This is a genomic window from Afipia carboxidovorans OM5 (assembly GCF_000218565.1).
Lineage (GTDB): Bacteria > Pseudomonadota > Alphaproteobacteria > Rhizobiales > Xanthobacteraceae > Afipia > Afipia carboxidovorans.
The window spans coordinates 76,148-99,128 of the sequence record NC_015689.1 but is presented as its reverse complement, the minus strand read 5'-3'; the positions used below and the strand labels follow the sequence as shown (position 1 = coordinate 99,128).

Here is a 22,981-nt window from a genome sequence, read left to right as displayed (position 1 = left end):
GCCGCCGCCGGCTGGGCCGGCGGCGGGGAACGATTGAGATCGCGGAAGCGGCTACTCGGCGGCTTCGGCGTAGCCGCCATGCTCGTCGTCGCCAGCATCGATGTCGTCGGCGGCATCGTCGTCCTCATCGACGAACGCATTGTCTTCAGCCCATTCCGCGACGATCTCGGCCGTCGGCGCGAACAGTGCCGCCGGATAGACGAAGCGGCCGTCGGCGTAGTGCGCGACCAGCGCTGCGCGCGTGTCCTTCACCCGCTGGCGCGGCAGGACGGGCGTGCCTTTCAGCGATGCCTCGAGCGCACCGCGCGAGAGGCAGGACAGGAATTCCTCCGTCGCGAGATTGGGGAGGAACTCATCGGCACCGATCGCAGAGCCGGCAACGCGCGCGACCACGCCGCTGTTCGAACGGTTTTCACGGCATGACAGAACGTCCGTCAGGACCTCCCGCGCGACCTGCTGCAGCGTCTCGCGGTCATAAGCGAGGCTGCCGTCGTCGCCGATCAGTCGCCGCGCCTGCTGCGCGCGGATACCGTGGTCGGAGTTACGCCCCGAGGCGACCGACACGTTCCCGCCGGCGAAGGCCAGCACGAGCAGCGCGGTCAAAGTGTCGTCCTCGATCGGTGCGCGCGCGAACGCCTCGTGCAATGCATCGGTCCGCAGGTCGCCGATCATATCCATGCCGCGTCGAGTGACATCGGGCCGCGATGCCGGCGCAGTGCTGTCGGAGCCGGAAGCGTGGGAGCCTTTCGCCTTTGCCTTGTCTTTCTTCGGCTTCTGCATCCGGTATGCGATGGACTGCACCGAACCGTTGCGCGGGTCGAGATACCAGCCGGTGCAGTCGCTCTTGTTCGGCTTGCCATAGACGCGCTCGGCCTTCGGCGGCAGCTTTGGATCACCCCAGGTCGTAACCTCGATAACCGTGCTGCGCTTGGGCATATTGGCGGTCATCCATTCCTGCTGCGCACCGAGGAACGCCTCGACGTCGTTGGTGTATCGGCTGTCCTCGTCGGCGGGCGCGAACAAGTCCTCCTGCCACACGATCCCGTAAGCCTGCGCGAGGTCATCGCCGAAATTCGCATGGCGCGCATACATGCGGTCCTTCGTCAGTGCGCGCGCCACATCACTCCATGAGACCTGCGGATCGGTCTTGCGCGGCTTGTGCTTCTTCCAGACCTGCGCCTGCTCGTCCTGTGTGGCTGCAACGATGGTGCGCAGGTGCTGCTCGCTCGGCATATCGCCTTTGGCGATATGGTCGAGCATCGCGGGCAGGATGTTCGCAAGCAGGCGGAGCTTGCGGATCTGACGCACGGACTGACCGAGAGCGGTGCCGATCGACTCCTCGTTCCAGCCGAGCGCGACCAGACGCTCGATGCGACGCCAGAGGTCGACGGGATTGAGCGCCTCCCGCGCCACGTTCTCGATCAGGCTGCGCAGCGCATCCTTCTCCTCGTCGGGATCGGCGACCAGAATCTCGATCTCATCGAGTTTGGCGGCGATCGCCTGCGTTACGCGGCGATGACCGATCTCGATGGTAAAGCCGTTGCCGCGGCCGCGCTGAGCGGTCACGATCGGTGGCTGGATGATGCCCACGGCCTTGATGGTCGCGAGCAGTAACGCGTCACTCTGCGGCGAGGACTTGGTGCGGCGCGTCGGGTCGGGATTCTCGTTGAGCGCGCGTGGATCAACTTTCATCAGTTTCATCGGATTTTCTCCATTGCAGGGTTGCGGACCGCGCGGTTCCGGGCGGCCCTTTCTCGTCTCCTTTCCGGAGACCCCTGCCCCGACCGCAGGGCGCGAGCGGCCGGCGCAACCGCGGGCGAGCATCCCTGCCCGGCCGCCCAAGCGGGGCTCTTGAGCCCTGCGCCGGGCGCCGCGGCCGGGATCGCGGAGGCGGCGGTTGAGACTGCGTCGCCGGCCCGAACGCTCTGCGAGGACCGTTCCCCCTGCTTCCAACCCCTTGCTTTCCACATTTTCTGACGCTATATTGCGCCGGATTATGTGGATAATGGGAAAGGAGGTGGCATGAAAGAGCCTCGCCCTTCCACTGAGAGAACGATTCACTGAGATGCAGATGACTTTGGGACAGTCACGCTTTGCGCCGTTTGGCCTACCTTACTTGGGTTTTGCGGAACTCAATGAAGGGAGACAAAGCGTGACTGCATCCTATGATTATCACATTGGCGTCGATTACCACAAAAGCTACAGCCATCTGGTCGTTCAGGACACGGCCGGGAAGACGCTACGCTCCGGGCGGGTGAAAAACGATCGCCAGTCGCTCGGTTCGTTTCTGGAGCGGTACAGGGAGAACAGCCATGCGGTCGTGGAAGCGACCCGCAACTGGATGGTGATGTATGATTGGCTCGACGACATCTGTGATGATGTCGTTCTCGCCCACCCCTTGAAGGTCAAGGCGATCGCCGACGCGAAGATCAAGACGGACAAGATCGACGCGACGGTTCTGGCCCATCTGTTGCGGGCTGATCTGGTTCCACAAGCCTGGGCGCCGGGAGAGAAGGCACGGGAGCTTCGCATCGCCCTTCGCGAACGGATGTTCTACGTGCGGCTTCGCACGATGGTGAAGAACCGGATCGTGACGGTGTTCGACCGCTATCCAGAGCAGACGGCACAGCTAAAAAAGCTGGGTGACCTGTTCGGCAAGGCCGGACGCCAGCAGTTCGCCGCACTCCATGTCTCGGACATCGACCGCATCCAGATCGATCGCGGTCTCGACTTCATCGGCGACATCGACGTGCGGATCAAGCAGTCGGAAGCCACCATCCGGGCGATGACGAAGACCAACAGCAATGTGAAGCTCCTGAAGACGATCCCCGGCATCGGTGAGTTCTTCGCAAGGCTGATCGACGCCGAGATCGACGACATCCGCCGCTTCCGCACGTCGAAGAAGCTGGCCGCCTATGCGGGTCTTGTTCCCTCGACCTATTCGAGCGGGGGCAAGACCTATCACGGCGGGATCATCAAGCAGGGCAACAAGTGGCTGCGCTGGGCCTTCGTGGAGGCGGTCGCACCAGCCGTCGCCACCGATCCGCAGCTTCGAGCCCAATATGAACACCTGAAGTTCAGAGGAGCGAATAAGGCGCGTGTCGCAATCGCGCGCAAGCTTTTGACGATCGCCTTCCAGATCCTGCGTGACCAGCGCCCCTACGAGCGGCGCGGTCTCAACAGCGAGGAAGGCGCATCGTCGACGACATCCCGGCTGTCCTGATGATCGTTTAGCGAACCTGGCAGGCCTGGGTTGCGCTCTTAAAGGAGAATGGGAAGCCGGGAGCCGAACGCCACTATGTGACCGAAGCCACGAAGACAAACGGCATCAGGGTCACGGATTGGAGAATGGTTCAGAACCGCAGGACAGCAAAAGCCCGTCCTGCGAACGGAGAAGATTTAGCCGATCGGCCGGAACGCCGGTCAAAACACAACCAAGCCCAAGGAAAAGCAGCGCAAAGCTAACGTTTTTCCCTCTTGAGTTCTTTCATTGGAGGCCGATCATGGGTCTGGCCCAGTACGCCGATGATGGATTTTTCGCCCCGCGCAAGATCGCTCAGGCGCTGCGCACCACGAGCGAGGAGGTCGCCCGTACGGCGGGGCTCGGCCGGGATGCGGTGCAGCGCAAGGACCGGGTGCGGTCGGACCGCACCCAGCGGCGGCTGCGCGAGATGATGGAGGTCCTCAACAAGCTCGAGCCGCGCTTCGGCTCGGCGCTCATGGCTTATGCATGGTATCGGTCGGAGCCGCTGCCGGGCTTTTCGGGACAGACGGCGATGCAGCTCGTGCGCAGCGGACGTGCTGAGGATGTTCTCGACTATATCGACGCAGTCGACGCGGGCGTTCACGCCTGATGCCGTATCGCGGGCCGCTGTTTCGCGCGCTCAATCCGGTTTACGCGCGCAATCCTCTCTCCGGAGAGGGTGCTGCGCTGCACGGCGGCCGCTTCAATGTGAAGGGAATGCCGGCACTCTATGCTTCGCTGTCGGTGATGACAGCGTTGCGCGAGGCCAATCGCGCTGGTTCCCTCCAGCCGACCATGCTCGTGTCCTATACGGCCGAGATTGAACACGTGTTCGACAGCCGGGATGACACCGCGCTCGCGGCACACGGGATCGATGCTGCGGCGCTGGCGGACCCGACATGGCGCGATCAAATGAAAGCAGCCGGAGAAGCGAAGACGCAGGCATTCGCCCGGCGGCTTATTGCAGCGGGCTTCGACGCCCTGCTGGTTCGCAGTTTCGCACCGGGTGCCGCGGCTGATGATCTTAACCTCGTCCTATGGCGCTGGAGCGATAAGGCTCCAGCCCGCCTCGTGCTGATTGACGATGAAAACCGCCTGTCACGTTAGCCCATCACGCGGCAATCCGGTTGGCTGGGCTCTCGCTGTCGTTGGCGAGCTCGGCCTCGATCGCGCAGAGCTGCTGGCGCTTGTCGGCGAGTTCGGCGGCGAAGGCGAAGTCTCCGCCTTCCCGTGACTGGTAAGCGGCCAGCCGCCTGCGCGCGTCAATGAGACCCTGGCGGAAGTGTTCCTGCTCCGCCTCGAAATCACCAACTGCGTGCTCCAGACGCGAGATCGCGCCAAGCGGCGTCACCGTCACCGGAAGGTCGATCTCATCATTGGTACCGGTACGCATCAGCCTCGTCGTGTAGCAATAGCCGTCGCGGCCGATGCGCTCGCCGACATATTCAACGTCGAATCCGCCGATCGATGCGATGACGCTCGCGCCTTCGTGCTGAAGCTGGACCAGTGTGAGGAGCTCCTTCATCAAGGCACGGCCGGCCTCCTTGCGCTCGGAGTAGCGCCTCTCCTTCACGCGCATCGCGAAGGCCTCGCCGCCAGTTGGCACGAGACGGGCGATATCCTGGCCAATCTCGGCGATGCGCCGGGTTGCAAATTCGATGTCGCGCTCAGCATCGCGGACCTGCCGGCGCACGGCATGTTGATCGTCGATGTGCGCAGCACGCAATCGATCAAGCCGCGCGATATCCGCTTCAAGTCCCGCCTTGCGCATCAGTCGCTCGTCGCCCGATGCAATTGCCTTGGCCATGGCGAACTGGTTGGCCTGGCTCTCTCCCAGATCTTCGAGCCGACGGATCGAGGTGTCGCCCGAGAGCGCGGCCGCGATGAAGCGGGCCTTGCGCTCGTTATTCTGCCACATCTGCGCATCGAGGCTGCCTTCAGTCGCGTAGGCGTAGATATCGACTTCATCATTCTGGTTACCCTGCCGAACGATGCGACCTTCACGTTGCTCGATCTGCGAGGGCAGCCATGGCACGTCGAGGTGGTGAAGCGCCCGCAGTCGGAGCTGCGCATTGACGCCCGTGCCCATCGTGTCGGAGGATCCGAGCAGGAAGCGAACCTTGCCGGCCCGCACATCGCCGAACAGGCGCTGTTTGGCTTCAGTCTTCTTGAAGTCCTGGATGAATGCGATCTCGCTCGGCGGAACGCCCATGCGGATCAGTTCGTCCCTGATCCAGCGATACGCGGAGAAGCCCCTCGTCTTCTCGACGTTGATGGTGCCGAGATCGGAGAAAATCATCTGTGCCGCGCCGGGAAGCTCGAACGGCTTGCCGTCTGGGCGCACATAGGTGTTTTTCGCCGTCTCCCGCCAGATGCGGAAGGCGTTCGCGATCAGCTTGTTGAGCTTATTCTCAGGCTCGTTGTCATTGTCGGAATCGACCAGGCGCAGGTCGATCGCTGCGTGACGGCCGTCCGTGATGACAGAGAGCAGGATATCGTCGCCGGGCTCAGGCGGCCGGTCGCGCTCTTCGATTGCCTTGATGCGCGCGTCGAGCAGAACCTGGTATCGCTTGAACGCGGCGGTCGGCTTCGCGGTCAGGATCTGACGCCGGCCGGTCGAGATCGCTGGCACCTTCACATATTGCCGCAGGTCCTCCGGCATCACCACGTCCGCGAAGGAGCGGAACATGGCAATCAACTCCGGCACGTTGACGAACGTGGCAAAGCGCGTCACCGGCTTGTATTTGCCGGAGGGCTGGAGCTCGAGTTCGGTCGACACGTCGCCGAAGGTCGACGCCCAGGCGTCGAACTCGTGCAGTCCACGCTCGAGGAGCGCAGCGAAGCCGAGATAGCGCTGCACCGAGAACATCTCGCCAAGTGTATTGGTGATTGGCGTGCCGGACGCTAGAACGAGCGCTCGTCCCGGGTTCTTGGTCTCGACGAAGCGCGACTTCACGTAAAGGTCCCATGCGCGCTGCGAGCCGTTGGGATCGACGCCCTTCAACGTCGACATGTTGGTGGCGAAGGAGAGCTTTCTGAACTCCTGCGCCTCGTCGACGATGATCTGGTCGACGCCGATCTCCGAGATGGTCAGGAGATCATCCTTGCGCGTGGAAAGAGATTCGAGCCGCTCCTGCAATCCCTCCTTCAGCCGCTCGAGCCGTTTTCGTGAAACGCGGTCGTCGCTCTCGACCTTGGTCAAGAGCGTCTCATAGAGCTCCAGCTCGTCCTGGATCATCTGCTGCTCGAAGGCCGAGGGCACGCTGATGAAGCGGAAGGCGCTGTGCGTGATGATGATCGCATCCCATGTCGCCGTGGCGGCGCGCGACAGGAACCGATGCCGCTTGTCCTTGGTAAAATTGGTCTCGTCGGCAACGAGAATGCGGGCGTTCGGATAGAGTGCGAGGAACTCGCGCGCCGCCTGCGCCAGGCAATGACCGGGAACGACCAGTATGGCCTTGGCGATCAGGCCAAGCCGGCGCTGCTCCATGACCGCGGCTGCCATCGTCATGGTCTTGCCGGCGCCGACCGCATGAGCGAGATAGGTCGACCCGGAAGAGATAACGCGCCAGATGCCGCGCTTCTGGTGCCCATAAAGAACAAAGGCGCCAGAGGCGCCCGGGAGCTTCAGATGAGAGCCATCAAAGGCTCGTGGCGCGATGTTATTGAAGCGATCATTGTAGAGCCGGGCCAGCCGGTCAGTCCGATCCGCATCGGACCAGATCCAGCGCTGGAAGGCATCCTTGATCTTCTGCAGCTTTGTCTTTGCGGCCTCGGTGTCAATCACATTGAGCACCCGCCGCTCGCTGTCACCGTCCTTGATGGTGTCGAAGATTTGCGGAACGCGGCTGTTCAGCGCATCGGAGAGCAGTTCGCCGGCATGTCGGCGATCCGTGCCCCATTCCGACGTACCGGCCGCCATCCATCCAAGCTGTCGGGCCTCCACAGTCCAGGAGGCGAGCTCAGGCATGTGGTGGATTTTAATCTCGGCATCCATCGTCTCCTTGACGAATGCAATAATGTCGGCGGCCGGAATCCACGGCGCGCCGAGTCGGGCGGTAATGTCGGAGGGACGCAGATCAGCAGGCTGTACTCCCTGCAGCGCGGCGACGTTGCGCTCATAGACCGGGTCGAGCGCGGCGGCGGCCTTCGCCGCCTTCAGCCTGTCGCGGACCGGGCCGGACAGATAGGCGTCCGCAGTTTGCCAGGAACCGTCGGCAGGATCACAGAAGATCGCGCTGCCGAGCTCGGCAACGACATCGTCGCGATCGCGATGCAAGAGTTCGGCGATATGATCGACGTCGACACGGCCGCGCTCGTTGAGAACAACAGCGAGTGCGTCGGCCGCGCTCGTGATCACCGGTGCGGCCGGCGGTGAGATCACACGTTCGGTAAAGATCGGACCGGGCTTCGCCGTATTGGTTTCGAGGTCGTAGTCCTCGATCGAGGCGACCAGCCAGCAGTCGGGATCGTCGAGAAATGGCTGGATATTGGGGCGGCGATGCGTCTCGCGCACCTCGCCGGTTTCCTCGTCCTCTGTCAAAGACACCGTAGTGAAATTAATCGGGCCGAAGTCGCGCACGAAATTCGACCAGGCGATGCGCAGCTTCACCTGCGCGTCCTTCCATGGCCGATCGAGCTCTTGGGTTTTCAGGACCTCGCGCACAGCGTCCCGGATCGGGATAAGCTTGCGGATGATGCGGATGTGCTTGTCGGGCACGCCATCGCCGCTGCGGCCCTTGCGCATCTTCACCGCGACGGGCTCGCCGTCGAGGATCTGCATCAGGCCGCGGGCCTTGTCGAAGAAGTAGCTGCCTTCGCGGACATGCCGGTCGGATGGCAGATCGTCCAAGGATGGATCGTCGAGCGCCTCCAGATCGAGATCGATCACCTCCGGCTCGCCATCATAAATCGCTTCCGGGAGGAACTGGATCGCTGTCGAGATGGCCGCAGCGAGGTCCTCGCCTTCGCGAGGAAGGCATGTGTAGGTCTCACCGAAGGGACCGGAAGCCAGGGCATGGGCGCCCAGCACGAGATCCGGGTGCTTCACGAACCAGCGATTGACGCGGATCGCACCTTCGTCGTCTGTCGCCGGTCGGACCTCGTCGAGATCGAGCCACGACAGATCGCCTTCCGCGTCTCCGATTTTGTGTTTGCGGAAGAACAGCACGTCGACAACCACCTCCGTGCCGGCGCTGGCGCGGAAGCTGCCCTCAGGCAAGCGGATTGCGGCAATAAGGTCGGCCGATTTCGCGATACACTCGCGCATGGTGCTGTCAGCTTTGTCCATTGTGCCCGCACTGGTCACGAAGGCGGCAAGCGCACCGGGCTTCAACAGGTCGATCGCCCGCGCGATGAAATAATCATGCAGGCGAAGGCCGAGCGATCGATACGCGCGATCGGAACGGACGGTGCGATCCGAGAACGGCGGATTACCGATCGCAAGATCGAAGCTCGCCGGCAGCTCCGTGCGAACGAAATCGCCGGCGATGATACGCGCCCGCGGCTGCAACAGCCGAGCGATGCGTGCAGTGACGGGATCGAGCTCGATGCCGGTGACGCGGGAGACGTCACGCAGGCCGTCCGGCATGAGTGCCGGGAACAGGCCTGTGCCGATGCCGGGCTCCAATATGCGGCCGCCGCGCCAGCCGAGCCGCTGGAGCCCTGACCAGATTGCCTGGACGATGAACTCGGGCGTGAAGTGAGCGTACTGGGTACAGCGGGCTAGCGATGCATAATCGGCTTCACCGACAGCGTCCTCCAACGCCGTGCCGATCTCGTCCCAGCCCTCGCGGAAGTCACTCTCTCCGGGCCGACGGAAGACTCCGTTGGCAAGGTCGGATGCGCCAAAGCCTGTAAAGAGGATCAGCTTCGCCTGCTCCTCCGGAGTGGCGGCTCGCTCGGCGGCCCCGATTTCTGCCGCAAGCCGGATCGCGGCGATATTATCGCGGGCGCGTTCCTTCCAGCCGCGTGCGAGACCACGGCTATCCGCGAGATAGAAATTGCTGCCTTGTAAATGCTGGGCGGGCGGTGCCGATCGTGCGACCATAGCGACCGCAACAGCAGAAGCCGGAGCCGACGGATTGGCATCGTCGCCATCGTCCGCGACGGATGCTGAGTTACCGGCGAATGCGGTGACGCCGAGGCCGAGGCCGGACGACAGAGCAGATGTGTTGAAGAGATCGAGAGTAAAGGGATCGTCGTGCGCCATTGGAGAATCTCCTTGTCATGAAGGCGCGCGCCATCGTCCGGCCCAGGCTGGCCGGCGACGGCGTTCGCATCGTGTGGAAGAAGGGGACCGGCATTGCCGGCGGTTGAAACGCGAAGCCCGGCGCATGGCCGGGCTTTCGCGAGGTTCGAGCGGTGATGCCGCCTATGACGTTCGTTCGGACGGAGTGGGCCGAGGGTTTGGCGATGCCTTGGCGGCCTCGTTCCAGAATTTCTCAAGCATGTCGGCCGTAGAGCAGTATCGGATGGCGTCAGCGGTGATGAGCATCACACTGCCGCCGAAGCCGTTGGGTCGCATCCTGGTGCATGTGAACGCCGAGGTTACAACGATCTCATCGATCGTGGCGGATCGGCGCACGATGTCCTGAAACATCTGATCCCAGCCGTTCTCGCTGTCGGTGAGATCGACGTCGATGTCGTCCGGAGGGTCGTCACCGGCCTGCTCATCGTGTCGCGTGAGCAAGGCGCTGACATATTTGCCGATGCTGCTTTCACCGCGATCTCGTGACGCCTCGAAAGCGGTACGCAGGTCCTCAACGGACAGGGTGACAATGTCGCTCGGCCCACACTCCGAATGGAAATAGATGCCGTCTGTCTCGCTCTCCGCGTCGAAGGCGAGATCGAGGATCAGCCGCTCCAGCGGCGTCATGTCCGCGGGCGGGATGTTGGGCTGAACGACCGTCGGGGAATGATAGTCCGTCATGGCATCCTCCCTCACGCCGCGATCGCTTCGGGGAGATAGCGCAGATGCACGGGCAACTTCGCGGCGATCTCGTCGTCCGTGAGACGATCGAGCAATTTCAGCAAGCTCCCATGCCGTCCGCCATAGAACAACACGGTGCGCTTGCCGCGGTCGGCTATCGGCCAGCGTTCACCGGCGTAGCCGCGATAGTCATCATGCGTGATCGACCATATGTGCTCGAGCCGTTCGTCGCGCGTCATGGTGCAGACAGGCCGAGATTCGCGCACGATGATGGACTGCTTCATGCGCTCAGGCGAACCGCGATCGGACAGGTCGCAGTAGCCGTGGAAATACCGCGGCCGGTCGCTGACCTTGAGGTTAAAGAAGATGCTCGTTAAAGCGCCGGTCAGCGGCCGCGAGAGCGCGAACATGTCCCACTCCATCCAAAGCGGCGGAAGGATGTCGAACATGTACTGATAATTTTCCGGAGAGATCTCGAACCATTCGCCCACATAAAGGTGTTGATCATCGGCTGGATGTGCATTTGGCCGCTGTTCATGGCGATCGAACAGTCTGAACATCTGCCGGCGGTCGGCGACGCCCTGGAAGATTTTGCGGATCGGAGAGAGGGTCATAAGCGGGCTCCTTTCAGCCTCGTCGGGCGGAAGCGCGGCTCATCATTCCGATTTTGCCATCATCTTCGGCCCTTCCTGACCCTTCCCTCGCAGCCGCCTCACCGGTCCGGCGGGTCAAGGGGCGCGGCACGCGGGCGAAGCTTCACCCTTGCACGCGCCGGCCGGGCATGCGGCAGCGCGTTGCTATTTTCTGTTTCTCCACTCTTTCCTGTTTGGGGCTTTGTTTTCGGCCGATGCAGCGCCGCGGCTCTTTGCGGCCGCTGCGATCCCCACTAGGGATTACCGGCGTTGTCGCAGCACGGCCTGCAGATCTTCGTTCCAGTCGTCGCGCGCGGACCGCAGGCGCTCAAAGCCCGAGCCGACCTCTTCAGCGATCGCACGAATGCGATCACCGAACACGTCGCCCTGCCGGTTGCTGTCGGTCGCGGCGACAAGCAGCGCTTTCGGGCGCGCGCCGAGGATTCGAATTGCCGCCTCGGTCGCGGGCGACCAGCCGCCGCCAGTGCTGAGATAGAGGGAATCGTGGCGTAGCCCCTCAATAGCAGCGAGACTCATCGCGTCGATTGCCGCTTCGGTAACGCAGGAACGTAATGCCTGTGGGGTGCCGAGACGGAAGAGCACTTTCGATCCACCGGTTGCAAACCCGCGCCACTCCGGGCCGCGCTCCTCCCAGCCGACCACGCTCCCGGCATCATTGGTGTGCGAGGCCCACATGCTTCCGTGGGGACCTTCGCGAAGCCGGTCCTGTTCGAGAGCTTCCTGAATCAGGTGGTCGGGAATGGAGCGCGACTCCGAGAGGTAGCGCCAGGCCGGCGAGCCTGGCCGCGGTTTGAGGCGAGCATTCCAACGGTTCGCAAGCGGCAGTGCGGGCTTAGCCCGTGCCGGACGGTTCCAGGCCGGCTGGGTTGGCACGAACCCGTCGAGCTCCGCGACCTGCTCCAGGGCCTCAGGAAAGTTCTTCGCGCCAAGGTGTTCGGCGAGCTTGAAAACGTCGCCCTTGGCCTCGGACATCGGGTCGAACCAACCGCGCCCTTTGTGGATGACGATGACGATCTGACCCTCGCCGCGGCGGTATTTGACCGCGTCGCGAGTGCTCTCCTTCAGGTCGACTTTCCAGCCTGCTTTTTCCAGGAGAGACGCACAGGGCACCTTCCCTCGCAACGCATCGATGTCTTTCTGGTCCATGACATTTATGCCGAACCCGCCACGCCGGCGATGTCCAGCCCTTTCCTCGGTTGACTTCCCTTTTCCCGTGAATTGCGGGACGCCCCCGGCCGGCCGCGAAGCCTGCCGGGGGCAAGGGCGCGCTGGCGAGACGTCGTTCCGGCCGCCTTCCTGTCGCGGCGGAGCTTCCCTTGCGCCCGGCAAGGCGCAAGCGGCAGCGGATGGGCCTCAAGGTCAAAATCACGGCTCACCCCCCCCCCCCCCCCACCGCTCCCCTGACCACACACCACCACCCAGATCGGACGGACACCACGTTTCGGGCGCGCGTCCCAACGCCGGTGCTGCCCGTCCCGCCCGATGCCCGGCTGCTTTAGGCCGTGTGGTCCCAGGTTCGACCCGTCAGATTTGACGGGGTGCGCGAACCTTCCGCTCGCGGAATCCTCAGGCCATGGCGCAAGCAACAATGAGGGCAAAGATGCCGGCGAACGGATTGGCGCGACTGCTTGAGCTCAAGGTGAACACAGACAGGGCCGGACCTGTGCAGCAGACGGGCGCGCAGTCCGGGCCAGTTGCCAGCCTGGATCAAGTGGGGAGACATCAGATGCCAGCCATCGGTTTCGTCAACAAGCTCGATGATGGTTCCTATCGCGGTACATTGCGGACGCTATCGATTTCAGCGGCGCTCAAGATCATTCCGAACAAGGAGAAGAAGCCGGGCAGCGACCAGCCGGACTATCGCGTCTACGGTAACGACGCCGAGATCGGCGGCGGCTGGGATCGCAAGAACAAGGACAATGGTGCAGACTTCGTTGCCCTGTCCTTTGCTGCCCCGGAATTCGGCGCCCGCAGGCTGTATGCAAATCTCGGCAGGATGGCCGGATCGGACCGGGATGACGAATTTGCGGTGATCTGGAATCCGGCGGAGTAATTCGTACATGCAGCGAGCGTGGTGATCTTGCTTGCGTGAGGGATCGATGCCCGAAGGGTGAAAACCCGGCCACGCCGGGGTTTCAGCGGAGCCGAGAGCCCGGCCCGCAGGGACACGCCGTCCGCCTCTCGTATCTGCTGCGTATCGGACCTAAATAAAGGACAAGTGCAACGCATATGAGCAACATGTCCGCTGGGCCGAATACCGCAAGATGATGCAAGATCTTGCGCTCGACATTCCGGCGCAGCAGACCGACCTCGATCTGCCGCAAGCCGACGATATCAAGATCAATGATCGCGGACCGGTGATGCGGCTACGTGACAATCATATTGAACTTCCTGCATAGCCTTGTTCGGCGAGCCACGCCGTTAGCTTGTCAAACGTCGGCATATCCATTTGGGTTCGCTGTGCGCTTGACTGGTGTGGACCTGTGATTCACGATGACTATGGGAAAGGGTCGTCCTTCGGTAGGAGGTAACGCCTTGTGAGGATTTGTCGACCGGAATTGTTTGGGAGTGGAGGCTTGCAAGAGCGCCCCTCCTTCCCATGCTGCCAAATATCCACTTGGCAATCCTGGCATCCCAATCGGACATTATTCCGTCATCAGAGATCGGAAGCAGGATGCGGCTCTCGCTTCTGTATACCTGCACTATATTAGCGGAACTCTCGCGTGTTTACCTCAATCTCATCGGAGTGGCCGAAAGGATCGCAAATCTTTTTGGCATGCTAGACTTCGCGGCTGCGACGCCTACGAATATGGACCACCATGCCGCATCTAGTCATCTTTGGCCCAGCTTCTCCCGCCATGTTCGCCCGCGTCGGCTATTGATCTAAAAAGATAGATTGTAGACGCTAAACGTGACGCGTTATGGCAGTCAAGAACGGATCGCACATGAAAGAATGGATCGTCTCGTTCCCACGCAGTGAGTTCGCGCGATATTATTTTTTTCGCTGTATGTCTGGATTCTTCTATGTGTCGGAGCAGTCGGGATAGTCGTATATCTCGATCGATACAAAATATTTGTTCAGAGAGATCGGAGCTACATCTACGAGTTTTTCAAAACAAGGCGAAAGGAAGCCGCCATTCTTCTTGTCATGTTTGGTGTCGCATACATGATGTTCATTGGTCTGTTTGTTCTATTGACGATGGCCAAACGATATTCAGGAGGAATTAACTGATCTTGTTCGACGACGGTTTCGGCCGAATTAATGCTTGACTGGCCCCCACGGAGTGGTCCGGTCAGAATGTTAGTTTAGGGATTGCATTTTGCCTATCTCCTTTGGTGCTGGCCAGACGAGAGCCTCGGGTGCGGGTGGTTGATATCCCAGCGATGAGTGTGGACGGACCGTGTTGTAGTGACGGCGCCAGTTTTCGATCACGATCTGCGCCTCCTTCAATGTGTAGAAGATCTCGCCGTTGAGTAGTTCATCGCGCAGTTTGCCGTTGAAGCTTTCGCAGTAGCCGTTCTCCCACGGACTTCCGGGTTCGATGTAGGCCGTCTTGGCGCCGACGGCGACGATCCAATCGCGCAGAGCCTGGGCGACAAACTCGGGCCCATTGTCCGACCGTATGTGCGCAGGAATGCCCCGCGAGACGAACAGCTCGCATAGCGCCTCGATGACATCCGTCGCTTTGAGCTTCCGTGCGACACGGATGGCCAGGCTCTCACGACTGAACTCGTCGATGATGCACAACATCCGGAACGCCTTGCCATCGTGGGTGCGGTCAGCGACGAAGTCATAGGACCAGACATGGTTGGGGCGCTCCGGCCGCAGGCGGATGCACGAGCCGTCGTTGAGCCACAGACGCCCGCGTTTAGGCTGTTTAGCAGGGACCTTCAGCCCCTCACATCGCCAGATCCGCTCGACACGCTTCTTGTTCACCGTCCAGCCGGCTCTGCGGAGCAACGCCGTAATCCGGCGATACCCGTAGCGGCCATATTGGCGGGCAAGCTCGATGATGTCGGCAGTCAATGCTACCTCGTCATCGGGTGTCGTTGGAATCTTGCGCTGCGTCGATCGATGCTGACCTAATGCCCGGCACGCCCGTCTCTCAGATATGCAAAGCTCGGTTATCACATGATCCACGCACGCACGGCGTCGGGAGGGGCTTAGAAGTTTCCCTTTGCGGCCTCCGCCAGGATCAGCTTGTCCAGCGTCAGATCCGACACCGCTCGCCGGAGCCGGGTGTTCTCGGTCTCCAACTCCTTCAGTCGCTTCACCTGGTCGCCCTTCAGGCCGCCATACTCATTCCGCCATCGATAGTACGTGACTTCCGTCACGCCTATCGCTCGGACTGCGTCTGCTACCTGCCGGCCCTGTGCCATCAGCACATCAACCTGCCGCAGCTTCGCAACAATCTCTTCAGCCGTATGCCTCTTCCTTGCCATCGATCTTATCCTCCATCCGAAAATCATACTTCAGGGAGGACCACTTCAAAGGGGGCAGATCAGACAATGTGGTTGCATTCATCCGCAGCCTGTCCAACCCCGGCGACAAAACCATTGCCGCCGACAAGATCGCAGCCGGCAAGGAGGCCTTCGCCGCCAATTGCGCCGCCTGTCACGGCGAGAATGCCAAAGGCAGCCATGATGCCGGCGCGCCCGATCTGACCGACGCTTTCTGGATTTACGGCGGCGATGCCCAGTCGATCACCGACACCATCTGGGGCGGACGGCAGGGTCACATGCCGACCTGGGAAGGCCGCCTGTCCGATGTCGACCGGAAGATCCTCGCGCTTTACATCACCGACCTGCGGGGTGCGAAACAATGAGCGCCGGTATCGCACTTGGCCGACGCGGCCGCCAGGCGATGTGGATGATCGCGAGCGCGATCATCCTCGTTGTCGCCGTCGCGAACTGGCATCTTGTGTACGTCGCCGTGACATCGCAACCCGATTGCGTGTCGCATCTGAAACTTGGCAGCGGTCACGCCGCGCAGAATTCTTTCAGCGCCGCGAAATCGTCCTGCACGCCGAAATAAACGAGGGCTGACATGGTCGTCATTCCGGCGGTTGTTCCGCCACTGCCACACGAAAACCGCTGGACCCGCAACCTGCCGGCCGCGACCGCCTTCAAATGGCTCGCGCAGGGCTGGCAGGATTTCCGCACCGTTCCCGGCCCGAGCATCGCCTACGGCATGCTGATCTTCCTGCTGTCGGCCGCGATCATCGACGGACTGTTCCTGTTCGGGCGCGACTATATCCTGTTTCCCGCGCTTGCCGGGTTCATGGTGACGGGTCCGCTGCTGGCGATCGGGACCTACGCCAAGAGCCGGCAGATCGCGCGCGGCGAGCCTGTCAGCCTGATGCGGATGATTTTCGTCCGCCCGGCGGCGGGGGCTCAACTTCTGTTCACCGGCGTTCTGCTGTGCCTGTTGATGCTGATCTGGATGCGCGCCGCTGTCATCGTCTACGCGCTGTTCTTCGGGCTTCTGCCGTTCCCTGGCCTCGACCATGTCGCCGCGATGCTGTTCACCACGCCCGTCGGCTGGGCGATGCTGATCGTCGGCAGCGCGGTCGGCGCGCTGTTCGCCTCCTTCTCCTTCGCCATCAGCGCATTCTCGATTCCGATGCAGCTCGAACAGCGCGTCGATGCGCTGACCGCGATGGGCACGAGCTTCGCGCTGGTCGGCAAGAATCTGCCGGTGATGCTGACCTGGGGCATGATCGTGCTGGGATTATTCCTGTTGTCCCTTGTGACCGGCCTGCTCGGTTTGATCGTGGTGTTTCCGGTGCTCGGGCATGGCACCTGGCACGCCTATGAAACAATGAAGGCCGCGCCTTCCGCCGAGAAGGCGAGCTGATCTGAATCTCCGGCGGTGATCGCCGGATCGTCAAAGCCCTTCGCGCCGCCAGTCGCCGCGAAGGGAAATTGGAGAAGCCGATGACGTGTTGCACCTCCGCCGGAGGCATCGCGCTGACCGTCGCGAACGACATCAACAAGGACGGCGAAATCCTGCTCGCCAGCCGGGTCGTCGGCGACGGCCTCCGCCAGACTGATCTCTCGGTGCCGTCCATTCATTGCGGCGCATGCATCCGCAACGTCGAGACCGCGCTTGCCGCGCTGCCCGGCGTCGAGGCCGCGCGCGTCAACCTCTCGACCAGGCGCGCCACCATCCGCTGGCGCGATGGCGCGCCGCCGCCCTTCATCGAGACATTGCGCCATGCCGGTTACGAGGCGCATGTCTACGACGCGGGCGCGGAGGTCAAGGACACCGGATTCAGCGAACTGATCCGCGCGCTCGCGGTCGCGGGGTTCGCCGCGAGCAACATCATGCTGCTGTCGGTGTCGGTCTGGTCCGGCGCGGATAGCGCGACCCGCGACCTGTTCCACGCGATCTCCGCCGCGATCGCCCTCCCCACCCTTGCCTATTCGGGCCGCGTGTTCTTCCGCTCGGCATGGCGCGCCCTGCGCCATGGCCGCACCAACATGGATGTGCCGATCTCGATCGGCGTGCTGCTCGCCTTCGGCATGAGCATCTACGAGACCGCGACCCACGGCCCGCATGCCTACTTCGATGCCTCCGTCACATTGCTGTTCTTCCTCCTGATCGGCCGCACGCTCGACCATCTGATGCGAGAAAAAGCCCGCACCGCCGTCAAGGGCCTCGCCAATCTCGCGGCGCGCGGCGCGCTCGTGCTGCAACCGGACGGCAGCCGCATGTACATGCCCGTCAACGAAATCGCAGTAGGCATGACGATCCTGCTTGCTGCGGGCGAGCGCGTACCGGTCGATGCAAACGTTCTTGCGGGTCACTCCGACATCGACAGCGCATTGCTGAGCGGCGAGAGCACGCCCGTGGCAGCCGCGCCGGGCATGCCCTTGCAGGCGGGCGTGCTGAACCTCACGGGACCACTGACGCTGGTCGCCACCGCAGCCGCGAAAGATTCAACGCTCGCCGACATGGTCCGTTTAATGGAAGCCGCCGAGATGGGCCGCTCGCATTATCGCCGGATCGCCGACCGCGCCTCGCAACTTTATGCCCCGGTGGTGCACGCCACCGCGTTTCTCACTTTCGTCGGCTGGATGATCGCCACCGGCGACATCCACCGCGCCGTCACCATTGCAATTGCCGTGCTGATCATCACCTGCCCGTGCGCGCTCGGTCTTGCCGTGCCGATGGTGCAGGTGATGGCCGCCCGCCGCCTGTTCGAGAACGGAATCCTGCTCAAGGACGGCGGCGCGCTGGAGCGGCTCGCGGAAATCGACGCCATCGTGTTCGACAAGACCGGCACGCTGACCTCCGGAATACCGCGCCTGATCGACCCCGCCTCGATCGATCCGGATTCATTGAAGCTCGCCGCCGCCATCGCGGTTCATTCCCGACACCCCTATTCGCGCGCTATCGAAGCGGCTTATCCCGTCAATTTCGTTCAGCCCTTCCAGCCGGGTGCGGTCACCGAACATCCGGGTTGCGGGCTGGAAGCGCGCATCGGCCCGCATTGCTACCGCCTCGGCCGCGCCGGATGGGCGCTCTCCCATGCCGCCGATGGCGACGACGGACTTGTGCTCGCGGAAAACGGCGCGCCGCTCGCGCGATTCCAGTTCGAGGACCGCCTGCGCGAGGGCACATCGACCGCGCTTGCCACTTTGAAGCAGAATTTCGAGATCGAGATTCTGTCAGGCGACCACGACGAAGCAGTCAGCCGGATCGCCGACACGCTTGGTCTTCGCTATTCCGCCGGGATGCGGCCCGCTGGCAAAGTGGCGCATATCCGCGACATCGAGACCAGCGGCCGTAAGGTGTTGATGGTCGGCGACGGGCTAAACGACGCGCCCGCGCTCGCCGCCGCTCACGCGTCGATGGCGCCCGCGACCGCCGCCGACATCGGCCGCAACGCCGCCGATCTTGTGTTCCTGCACGAAAATCTCGACGCCGTGCCGCGCGCCATCGGCATCGCGCGCGCGGCGGCAAGGCTCGTCCGCGAGAACCTGAGCCTTGCTGTCGGCTATAATCTGATCGCGGTGCCGGTCGCGATCATGGGATATGTGACCCCGCTGGTCGCCGCGATCGCGATGTCATCGTCATCGATCATCGTCATCGCCAACGCGCTCCGGCTTGGCGGCCGCGGCACAACCGAGACTGCTCCAACAAAGCCCGTTCCATTAAATATCGTGGAGCATGCGTGATGGATGATTTTCTGTTTCTCGTCCCTGTCGCGCTGCTGCTCGGGCTTGCCGGCCTCGGCGCCTTCATGTGGGCGCTTGGCAATGGACAATATGACGACCTCAACGGCGCGGCCGAGCGCATCCTGCTCGATGATAAGGATGTGCCGCTTTAAAGCGACACATCCTGTTGCCGTCGAGATCTGTGTTACGAAATCCTTCAGAACCGTCCGGCGAGCGTCAAGCGGATCGCCAGCGGTTCGATCGGGTGCAACACACGATCCATGACGCCCGTGCCACAAACCGCAGACGGCGGCGGCGAACCAGAGCCGCACATCGCGTACAGGTTGTCGGTCTTCAGCAGCGACCCATAGGCATAGGTGATCTGGTCCGCCTTTGCGTCGAACAGGTTGATCGCATCGAGCTGGATGCGCCAGCCGTTCTCGAAGCGATAGCCGATCCGTCCGTTGAACACGCTGGTGGCGGGCGAGCGGAAGACATTGTCTTCGGTCAACGGCCGCTCGCCGAGATAGCGCCAGCGCAATCCGGTGAACCACCCTGTTGCTTCGCCGATCGTGATGCCCGCGGACGCGATCAGCGTCGGCGCGCCGGGGACATAATTGCCGGGCGCATTGCCGATCTGGGCTTCCGGATACCCCGCAAGTTCGGCGTAGGCATCCGCCTGATCCTGGTTGAATCCGACAAACCGGGCGTGCGACCACGCCACGTCGGTATCCAGCGTCAGCCACTTCAGCGGTTTGTATCTGTTGGTCCACTCGATGCCGTAGCGGCGGCTCGCGCGGCTCGCTTCCGTATCGCCGCCGTCACCCACGAACACGATCTCCGAAGCCTGATCCAGCATGAACAGGCTGAAGGTGGAATCGAGGCCTGGAATGAGCCGTGTACGCAGCCCCACCTCCGCACCTTTGGTGCGCACAAGCAGCGGCGACGCACCGACCGGATCGGATGCCGCGTTCGGGTCCTGAACACGATCGACAGGCACTTCGCGAATGGTGCTGCCGCGCGCGTCGTTGCTGTGCATGCCCATGCCGGCTCCGACGAACAGTTCGGTCTTGTAGAACGGCCCAAACGTCATGCTGAATTTCGGGCTGCCCATCGTGGCACTGGCCTTGCCGGAATTATTGGTATCAAACAGGGAGTTCACCGTGGTGGTGTAGTAATCGCCGCGCCAGCCGAGCGTGGTGCGGAACCAGTCCGTCCAGCGCACGGTGTTCTGGATATAGGCCGCGACGCTTGTTTCCTTCACCTTGTCGCTGCGGGTATTGGCGAGGAAATTACGTTGATAGGTCGTGGTCAGCGCGACGTTGATGTCGTCATAGCGCGTCTGCAATCCGATGGTGGTTTCGGATGGCAAGCCGGCAAAGCTGCCGACAAAGGTGCGCGACACCGCGCCACCGGCCACCACGCGATCGTCATGCTGATGGAATTGATCGCCCAGCGTCGGATCACTGAGGTAATAGGTAAAATTGTTGAAGAGATCGAGACCACTCTTGATAACGTAAGCGTTGGCCTTCCACGAGCCGAGGTCGTCGGTCTGCGCCACGCGCGTCGAGAGCGAGAAGCGATTGGCGCGGCCTCCGTCGCTGGGATCTTCCGCATCGAAACGCCCCAGCAGCCCGCTGGTGATGGCGCGCAGCGGGATCTGGTCCGTCGAATTCCAGCGGTTGCCGTAAGCCATCGCCGTCGCGGAAAAGCCATCGGTCGCGGTGCCCTGCGAATAGCGGACCATGCCATTGAGCTTGCGCACCTCGTCCGGATTGCTCCACGGCCCGTTGTAAATGTTCGCTTCTCCGGCGAACAGCAGATTGCCTTCGCCGAGCTTGACGGAATTCATGACGAACGCGCGCTTGTAGCCGAAGCTGCCGAACGTCATTTCCGCGAGGCCGCGATTGACGCGGTCGATCAGATCGAGATTCAAGGCGCCCGCCGAACTGAAGTCCCCCTCGTCGGCATAATACGGCCCCTTGCGGACGCGCATGCTGTTGACCGTTTCCGGCATCAGAAAATTGAGGTCGGCATAGCCCTGCCCGTGCCCGTGGGTGCGCATGTTCACCGGCATGTCATCGACCGTGATCGCCATGTCGGTACCATGATCGAGATTGTAGCCGCGCAGGAAGTACTGGTTGGCCTTCCCCTCGCCGCTGTGCTGGGTGACGATCAGGCCGGGCGCTGCTTCCAGCACTTCACCGGGCCGCGTCACCGGACGGTCATTGATCTCCTTGCCGGACACCGTCATCTCGCTCGCCATCGACGGCGCCGATGCGGAGCCGCCCGCGACGTTCGGCGCTCCGGAGAACGCGGTGTCCACGGGGACGGGCTTGTGGGCCGGGTCGCGCGCAGGCACGGCACGACGCGCGGTGGTGCGTTCCGAATGCTGGGGGCGCTTCTTTTTCCGATGAGTGTGCGGCGCAGGCATGATCTCGATCTCGGGCAACGCCGATGGCTCTCTCGGCGTATGAGGATGCGCCGACGCCGGATACATATCCGCTAGCAGGAACGCGGTGGCTGCCAGCGGTACAAATCGCGACGTCATCAATCGCGGTCCGGTGTTCTGTCGCGCTCCTAAAAATGCTTCTGGAGATACATGCGCTGCTTTATTTGATGTTGCTGACATTCAGCCCTCCCCCTTTTTGGTTTCTCTTACAGAGAGACGCTGGACATGCTGTCGCGTATAATCCGCCTCGGCGTTGCGTGCGGCGACCTCTGTGCGATTTCTGCGATATGAAAAAAATCTAAAATCATCATACTCTTGGAGAAAAAAATGGAGCGGATCACGATCACTCTCGACGACGACCTTCTTGATGAGGTGGATCGCATGATCACGACCAACGGCTATCAGAACCGCTCCGAAGCCATCCGCGATTTCGTGCGCGCCGGAATTCAGCAATCGCGGCGCGATGCCGGACGCAGCGAGAATTGCGTCGCCGCACTGGTTTATGTCTACGATCATGCAGCGCGCGAACTGTCGAAGCGGCTGGTGGAAAGTTTTCACGGCCATCACGACCTGTCGCTCGCGACGCTCCACGTCCACCTCGACGACGACATGTGCATGGAGGTGACGGCGCTGAGAGGCCCGACGGCGCAAGTGCAACATCTTGCCGAACACGTCATCGCCGAACGCGGCGTGCGCTACGGCCGCGTCGTGATGATCCCGGCGAAGCCCGCGGGCAACCGGCATGGCTCGCACGGGCACGGGCATTCCCACTCGCACGACTGACGCTGCACCGCGTTCGCCCAGACGATGTTTGCGGTGCGCGTCAAACATGGGCAAGCACCGTCTCATAAATCGTGGTTGCGCCAATCCCGACCGTGACAATGCCGACGACCAATTGAAGGCCACGGTTCGCCCAGGTCAGCGACCGCGCCGACACCGCGAGCGGCACCGCGATCACTGCCGACAGCACCCCCATGCCGATCATCGAGCCGACGCCGAACAGAACGAGATAGAGCAAACCGTAAGCCGGACTTGCGACCTGCGACACCGCGATCACCAGCAGCGCCGCCGAGCCTGCCATGCCGTGGACGAGACCGACCAGCAGCGTCCGCCAGCGGAAGCCGTGGCCGTGATCGTGCGTGCTGCGCTGGTGCGGCACCGCATCGTCACGATGGCTATGCGCATGGAAATGTGACGCCCCGTCATGCGCATGGGAATGGAAATGAACGCGGTCGCGCCAGAGTTGCCAGAGCACGTAGCCGCCGAGAATGACCAGCATTATCCCGACAGCAAATTCCAGCCGCTCGGCAAGATGCTCCGGGATCATCTGGCCAAGCAGCAGCGCGGCGCCGGCGAACAAAAACAGCGTGAGGGTATGGCCAAGCCCCCAGGTCAGGCCGTGCTTGACGATCTCGCGCACGCTGGAGCGCCGCGCCGCGATGCTCGACACCGCCGCGATATGATCGGCCTCGAGCGCGTGATGCATCCCGAGCAAAAATCCAAGCCCCATAATCCCGAACATCCGTCCCCCACAACCT

Annotated in this window: 19 protein-coding genes; 11 read left to right on the top strand and 8 right to left on the bottom strand. The window is 62.4% G+C overall.

Annotated elements, in window-relative coordinates; genetic code table 11:
• Positions 1–51 precede the first annotated feature (51 nt).
• Positions 52–1,701 carry a ParB/RepB/Spo0J family partition protein gene (locus OCA5_RS17530; RefSeq protein WP_013913788.1) on the bottom strand — a complete coding sequence of 550 codons (1,650 nt, stop codon included), beginning with the start codon at positions 1,699–1,701 and terminating at the stop codon, positions 52–54.
• Between the two features lie 451 nt (positions 1,702–2,152).
• On the opposite strand from OCA5_RS17530, the gene OCA5_RS17525 reads away from it, so the two are divergent.
• The 3 genes from OCA5_RS17525 (at position 2,153) to OCA5_RS17515 (ending at position 4,351) form a co-directional block, all read left to right on the top strand.
• Complete coding sequence (locus tag OCA5_RS17525; protein WP_013913787.1) at positions 2,153–3,223, top strand: IS110 family RNA-guided transposase; 1,071 nt, start codon at positions 2,153–2,155, stop codon at positions 3,221–3,223.
• Between the two features lie 280 nt (positions 3,224–3,503).
• A complete protein-coding gene (locus OCA5_RS17520; RefSeq protein WP_013913786.1) occupies positions 3,504–3,854 on the top strand; it encodes an MbcA/ParS/Xre antitoxin family protein in 351 nt (116 codons plus the stop codon).
• Complete coding sequence (locus OCA5_RS17515) at positions 3,854–4,351, top strand: RES family NAD+ phosphorylase (RefSeq protein WP_013913785.1); 498 nt, start codon at positions 3,854–3,856, stop codon at positions 4,349–4,351. The genes OCA5_RS17520 and OCA5_RS17515 overlap by 1 nt, the downstream gene beginning before the upstream one ends.
• Before the next feature lie 4 nt (positions 4,352–4,355).
• Here the strand turns inward: OCA5_RS17515 and OCA5_RS17510 are convergent, their stop codons facing one another.
• The 4 genes from OCA5_RS17510 to OCA5_RS17495 form a co-directional block, all read right to left on the bottom strand.
• Positions 4,356–9,455, bottom strand: coding sequence for a helicase-related protein (locus OCA5_RS17510; RefSeq protein WP_013913784.1), 5,100 nt, complete (start codon positions 9,453–9,455; stop codon positions 4,356–4,358).
• Positions 9,456–9,617: 162 nt separating this feature from the next.
• Complete coding sequence (locus OCA5_RS17505; RefSeq protein WP_013913783.1) at positions 9,618–10,175, bottom strand: hypothetical protein; 558 nt, start codon at positions 10,173–10,175, stop codon at positions 9,618–9,620.
• 11 nt (positions 10,176–10,186) lie between these two features.
• Positions 10,187–10,789 (bottom strand): DUF1419 domain-containing protein, encoded by a 603-nt coding sequence (locus tag OCA5_RS17500; RefSeq protein ID WP_013913782.1) that lies wholly within the window; start codon positions 10,787–10,789, stop codon positions 10,187–10,189.
• Between the two features lie 279 nt (positions 10,790–11,068).
• A complete protein-coding gene (locus tag OCA5_RS17495; RefSeq protein ID WP_013913781.1) occupies positions 11,069–11,974 on the bottom strand; it encodes a DUF3991 and toprim domain-containing protein in 906 nt (301 codons plus the stop codon).
• A 580-nt stretch (positions 11,975–12,554) separates the two neighbouring features.
• Between OCA5_RS17495 and OCA5_RS17490 the strand changes: the two genes are divergently transcribed.
• Together OCA5_RS17490 and OCA5_RS18995 are read left to right on the top strand one after the other, a co-directional pair.
• Entirely contained in the window at positions 12,555–12,881 is a 327-nt protein-coding gene (locus OCA5_RS17490; protein ID WP_013913780.1) for a DUF736 domain-containing protein, read from the top strand.
• A 211-nt stretch (positions 12,882–13,092) separates the two neighbouring features.
• Positions 13,093–13,227, top strand: coding sequence for a hypothetical protein (locus OCA5_RS18995; protein WP_422836372.1), 135 nt, complete (start codon positions 13,093–13,095; stop codon positions 13,225–13,227).
• A 902-nt stretch (positions 13,228–14,129) separates the two neighbouring features.
• Here OCA5_RS18995 and OCA5_RS18985 read toward each other — a convergent pair.
• A protein-coding gene (locus OCA5_RS18985; RefSeq protein WP_148261419.1) for an IS3 family transposase occupies positions 14,130–15,271 on the bottom strand; the annotation gives its coding sequence in 2 pieces (ribosomal slippage) (positions 14,130–15,007 and positions 15,007–15,271; 1,143 coding nt in all).
• Between the two features lie 68 nt (positions 15,272–15,339).
• Here OCA5_RS18985 and OCA5_RS17475 point away from each other — a divergent pair.
• The 5 genes from OCA5_RS17475 (at position 15,340) to ccoS (ending at position 19,164) form a co-directional block, all read left to right on the top strand.
• Entirely contained in the window at positions 15,340–15,654 is a 315-nt protein-coding gene (locus OCA5_RS17475; RefSeq protein WP_422836371.1) for a c-type cytochrome, read from the top strand.
• Positions 15,651–15,863 carry a hypothetical protein gene (locus OCA5_RS17470; RefSeq protein ID WP_013913777.1) on the top strand — a complete coding sequence of 71 codons (213 nt, stop codon included), beginning with the start codon at positions 15,651–15,653 and terminating at the stop codon, positions 15,861–15,863. Before OCA5_RS17475 ends, OCA5_RS17470 begins: the two co-directional genes overlap by 4 nt.
• Before the next feature lie 12 nt (positions 15,864–15,875).
• Complete coding sequence (locus OCA5_RS17465) at positions 15,876–16,685, top strand: DUF2189 domain-containing protein (protein ID WP_013913776.1); 810 nt, start codon at positions 15,876–15,878, stop codon at positions 16,683–16,685.
• Positions 16,686–16,765: 80 nt separating this feature from the next.
• The gene (locus tag OCA5_RS17460; protein WP_013913775.1) at positions 16,766–19,012 is read left to right on the top strand and encodes a heavy metal translocating P-type ATPase; all 2,247 of its coding nucleotides are present in this window, start codon (positions 16,766–16,768) and stop codon (positions 19,010–19,012) included.
• A complete protein-coding gene (gene ccoS, locus OCA5_RS17455) occupies positions 19,012–19,164 on the top strand; it encodes a cbb3-type cytochrome oxidase assembly protein CcoS (RefSeq protein ID WP_009340005.1) in 153 nt (50 codons plus the stop codon). Before OCA5_RS17460 ends, ccoS begins: the two co-directional genes overlap by 1 nt.
• 44 nt (positions 19,165–19,208) lie before the next feature.
• Here ccoS and OCA5_RS17450 read toward each other — a convergent pair whose 3' ends face one another.
• The gene (locus OCA5_RS17450) at positions 19,209–21,542 is read right to left on the bottom strand and encodes a TonB-dependent receptor (protein ID WP_013913774.1); all 2,334 of its coding nucleotides are present in this window, start codon (positions 21,540–21,542) and stop codon (positions 19,209–19,211) included.
• 228 nt (positions 21,543–21,770) lie between these two features.
• On the opposite strand from OCA5_RS17450, the gene nikR reads away from it, so the two are divergent.
• Positions 21,771–22,226, top strand: a complete 456-nt coding sequence (gene nikR / locus OCA5_RS17445) for a nickel-responsive transcriptional regulator NikR (RefSeq protein WP_013913773.1) — start codon at positions 21,771–21,773, stop codon at positions 22,224–22,226.
• Between the two features lie 40 nt (positions 22,227–22,266).
• On the opposite strand, the gene OCA5_RS17440 is transcribed toward nikR, so the two are convergent.
• Positions 22,267–22,965, bottom strand: coding sequence for a HoxN/HupN/NixA family nickel/cobalt transporter (locus OCA5_RS17440; protein ID WP_013913772.1), 699 nt, complete (start codon positions 22,963–22,965; stop codon positions 22,267–22,269).
• Positions 22,966–22,981: the final 16 nt, after the last annotated feature.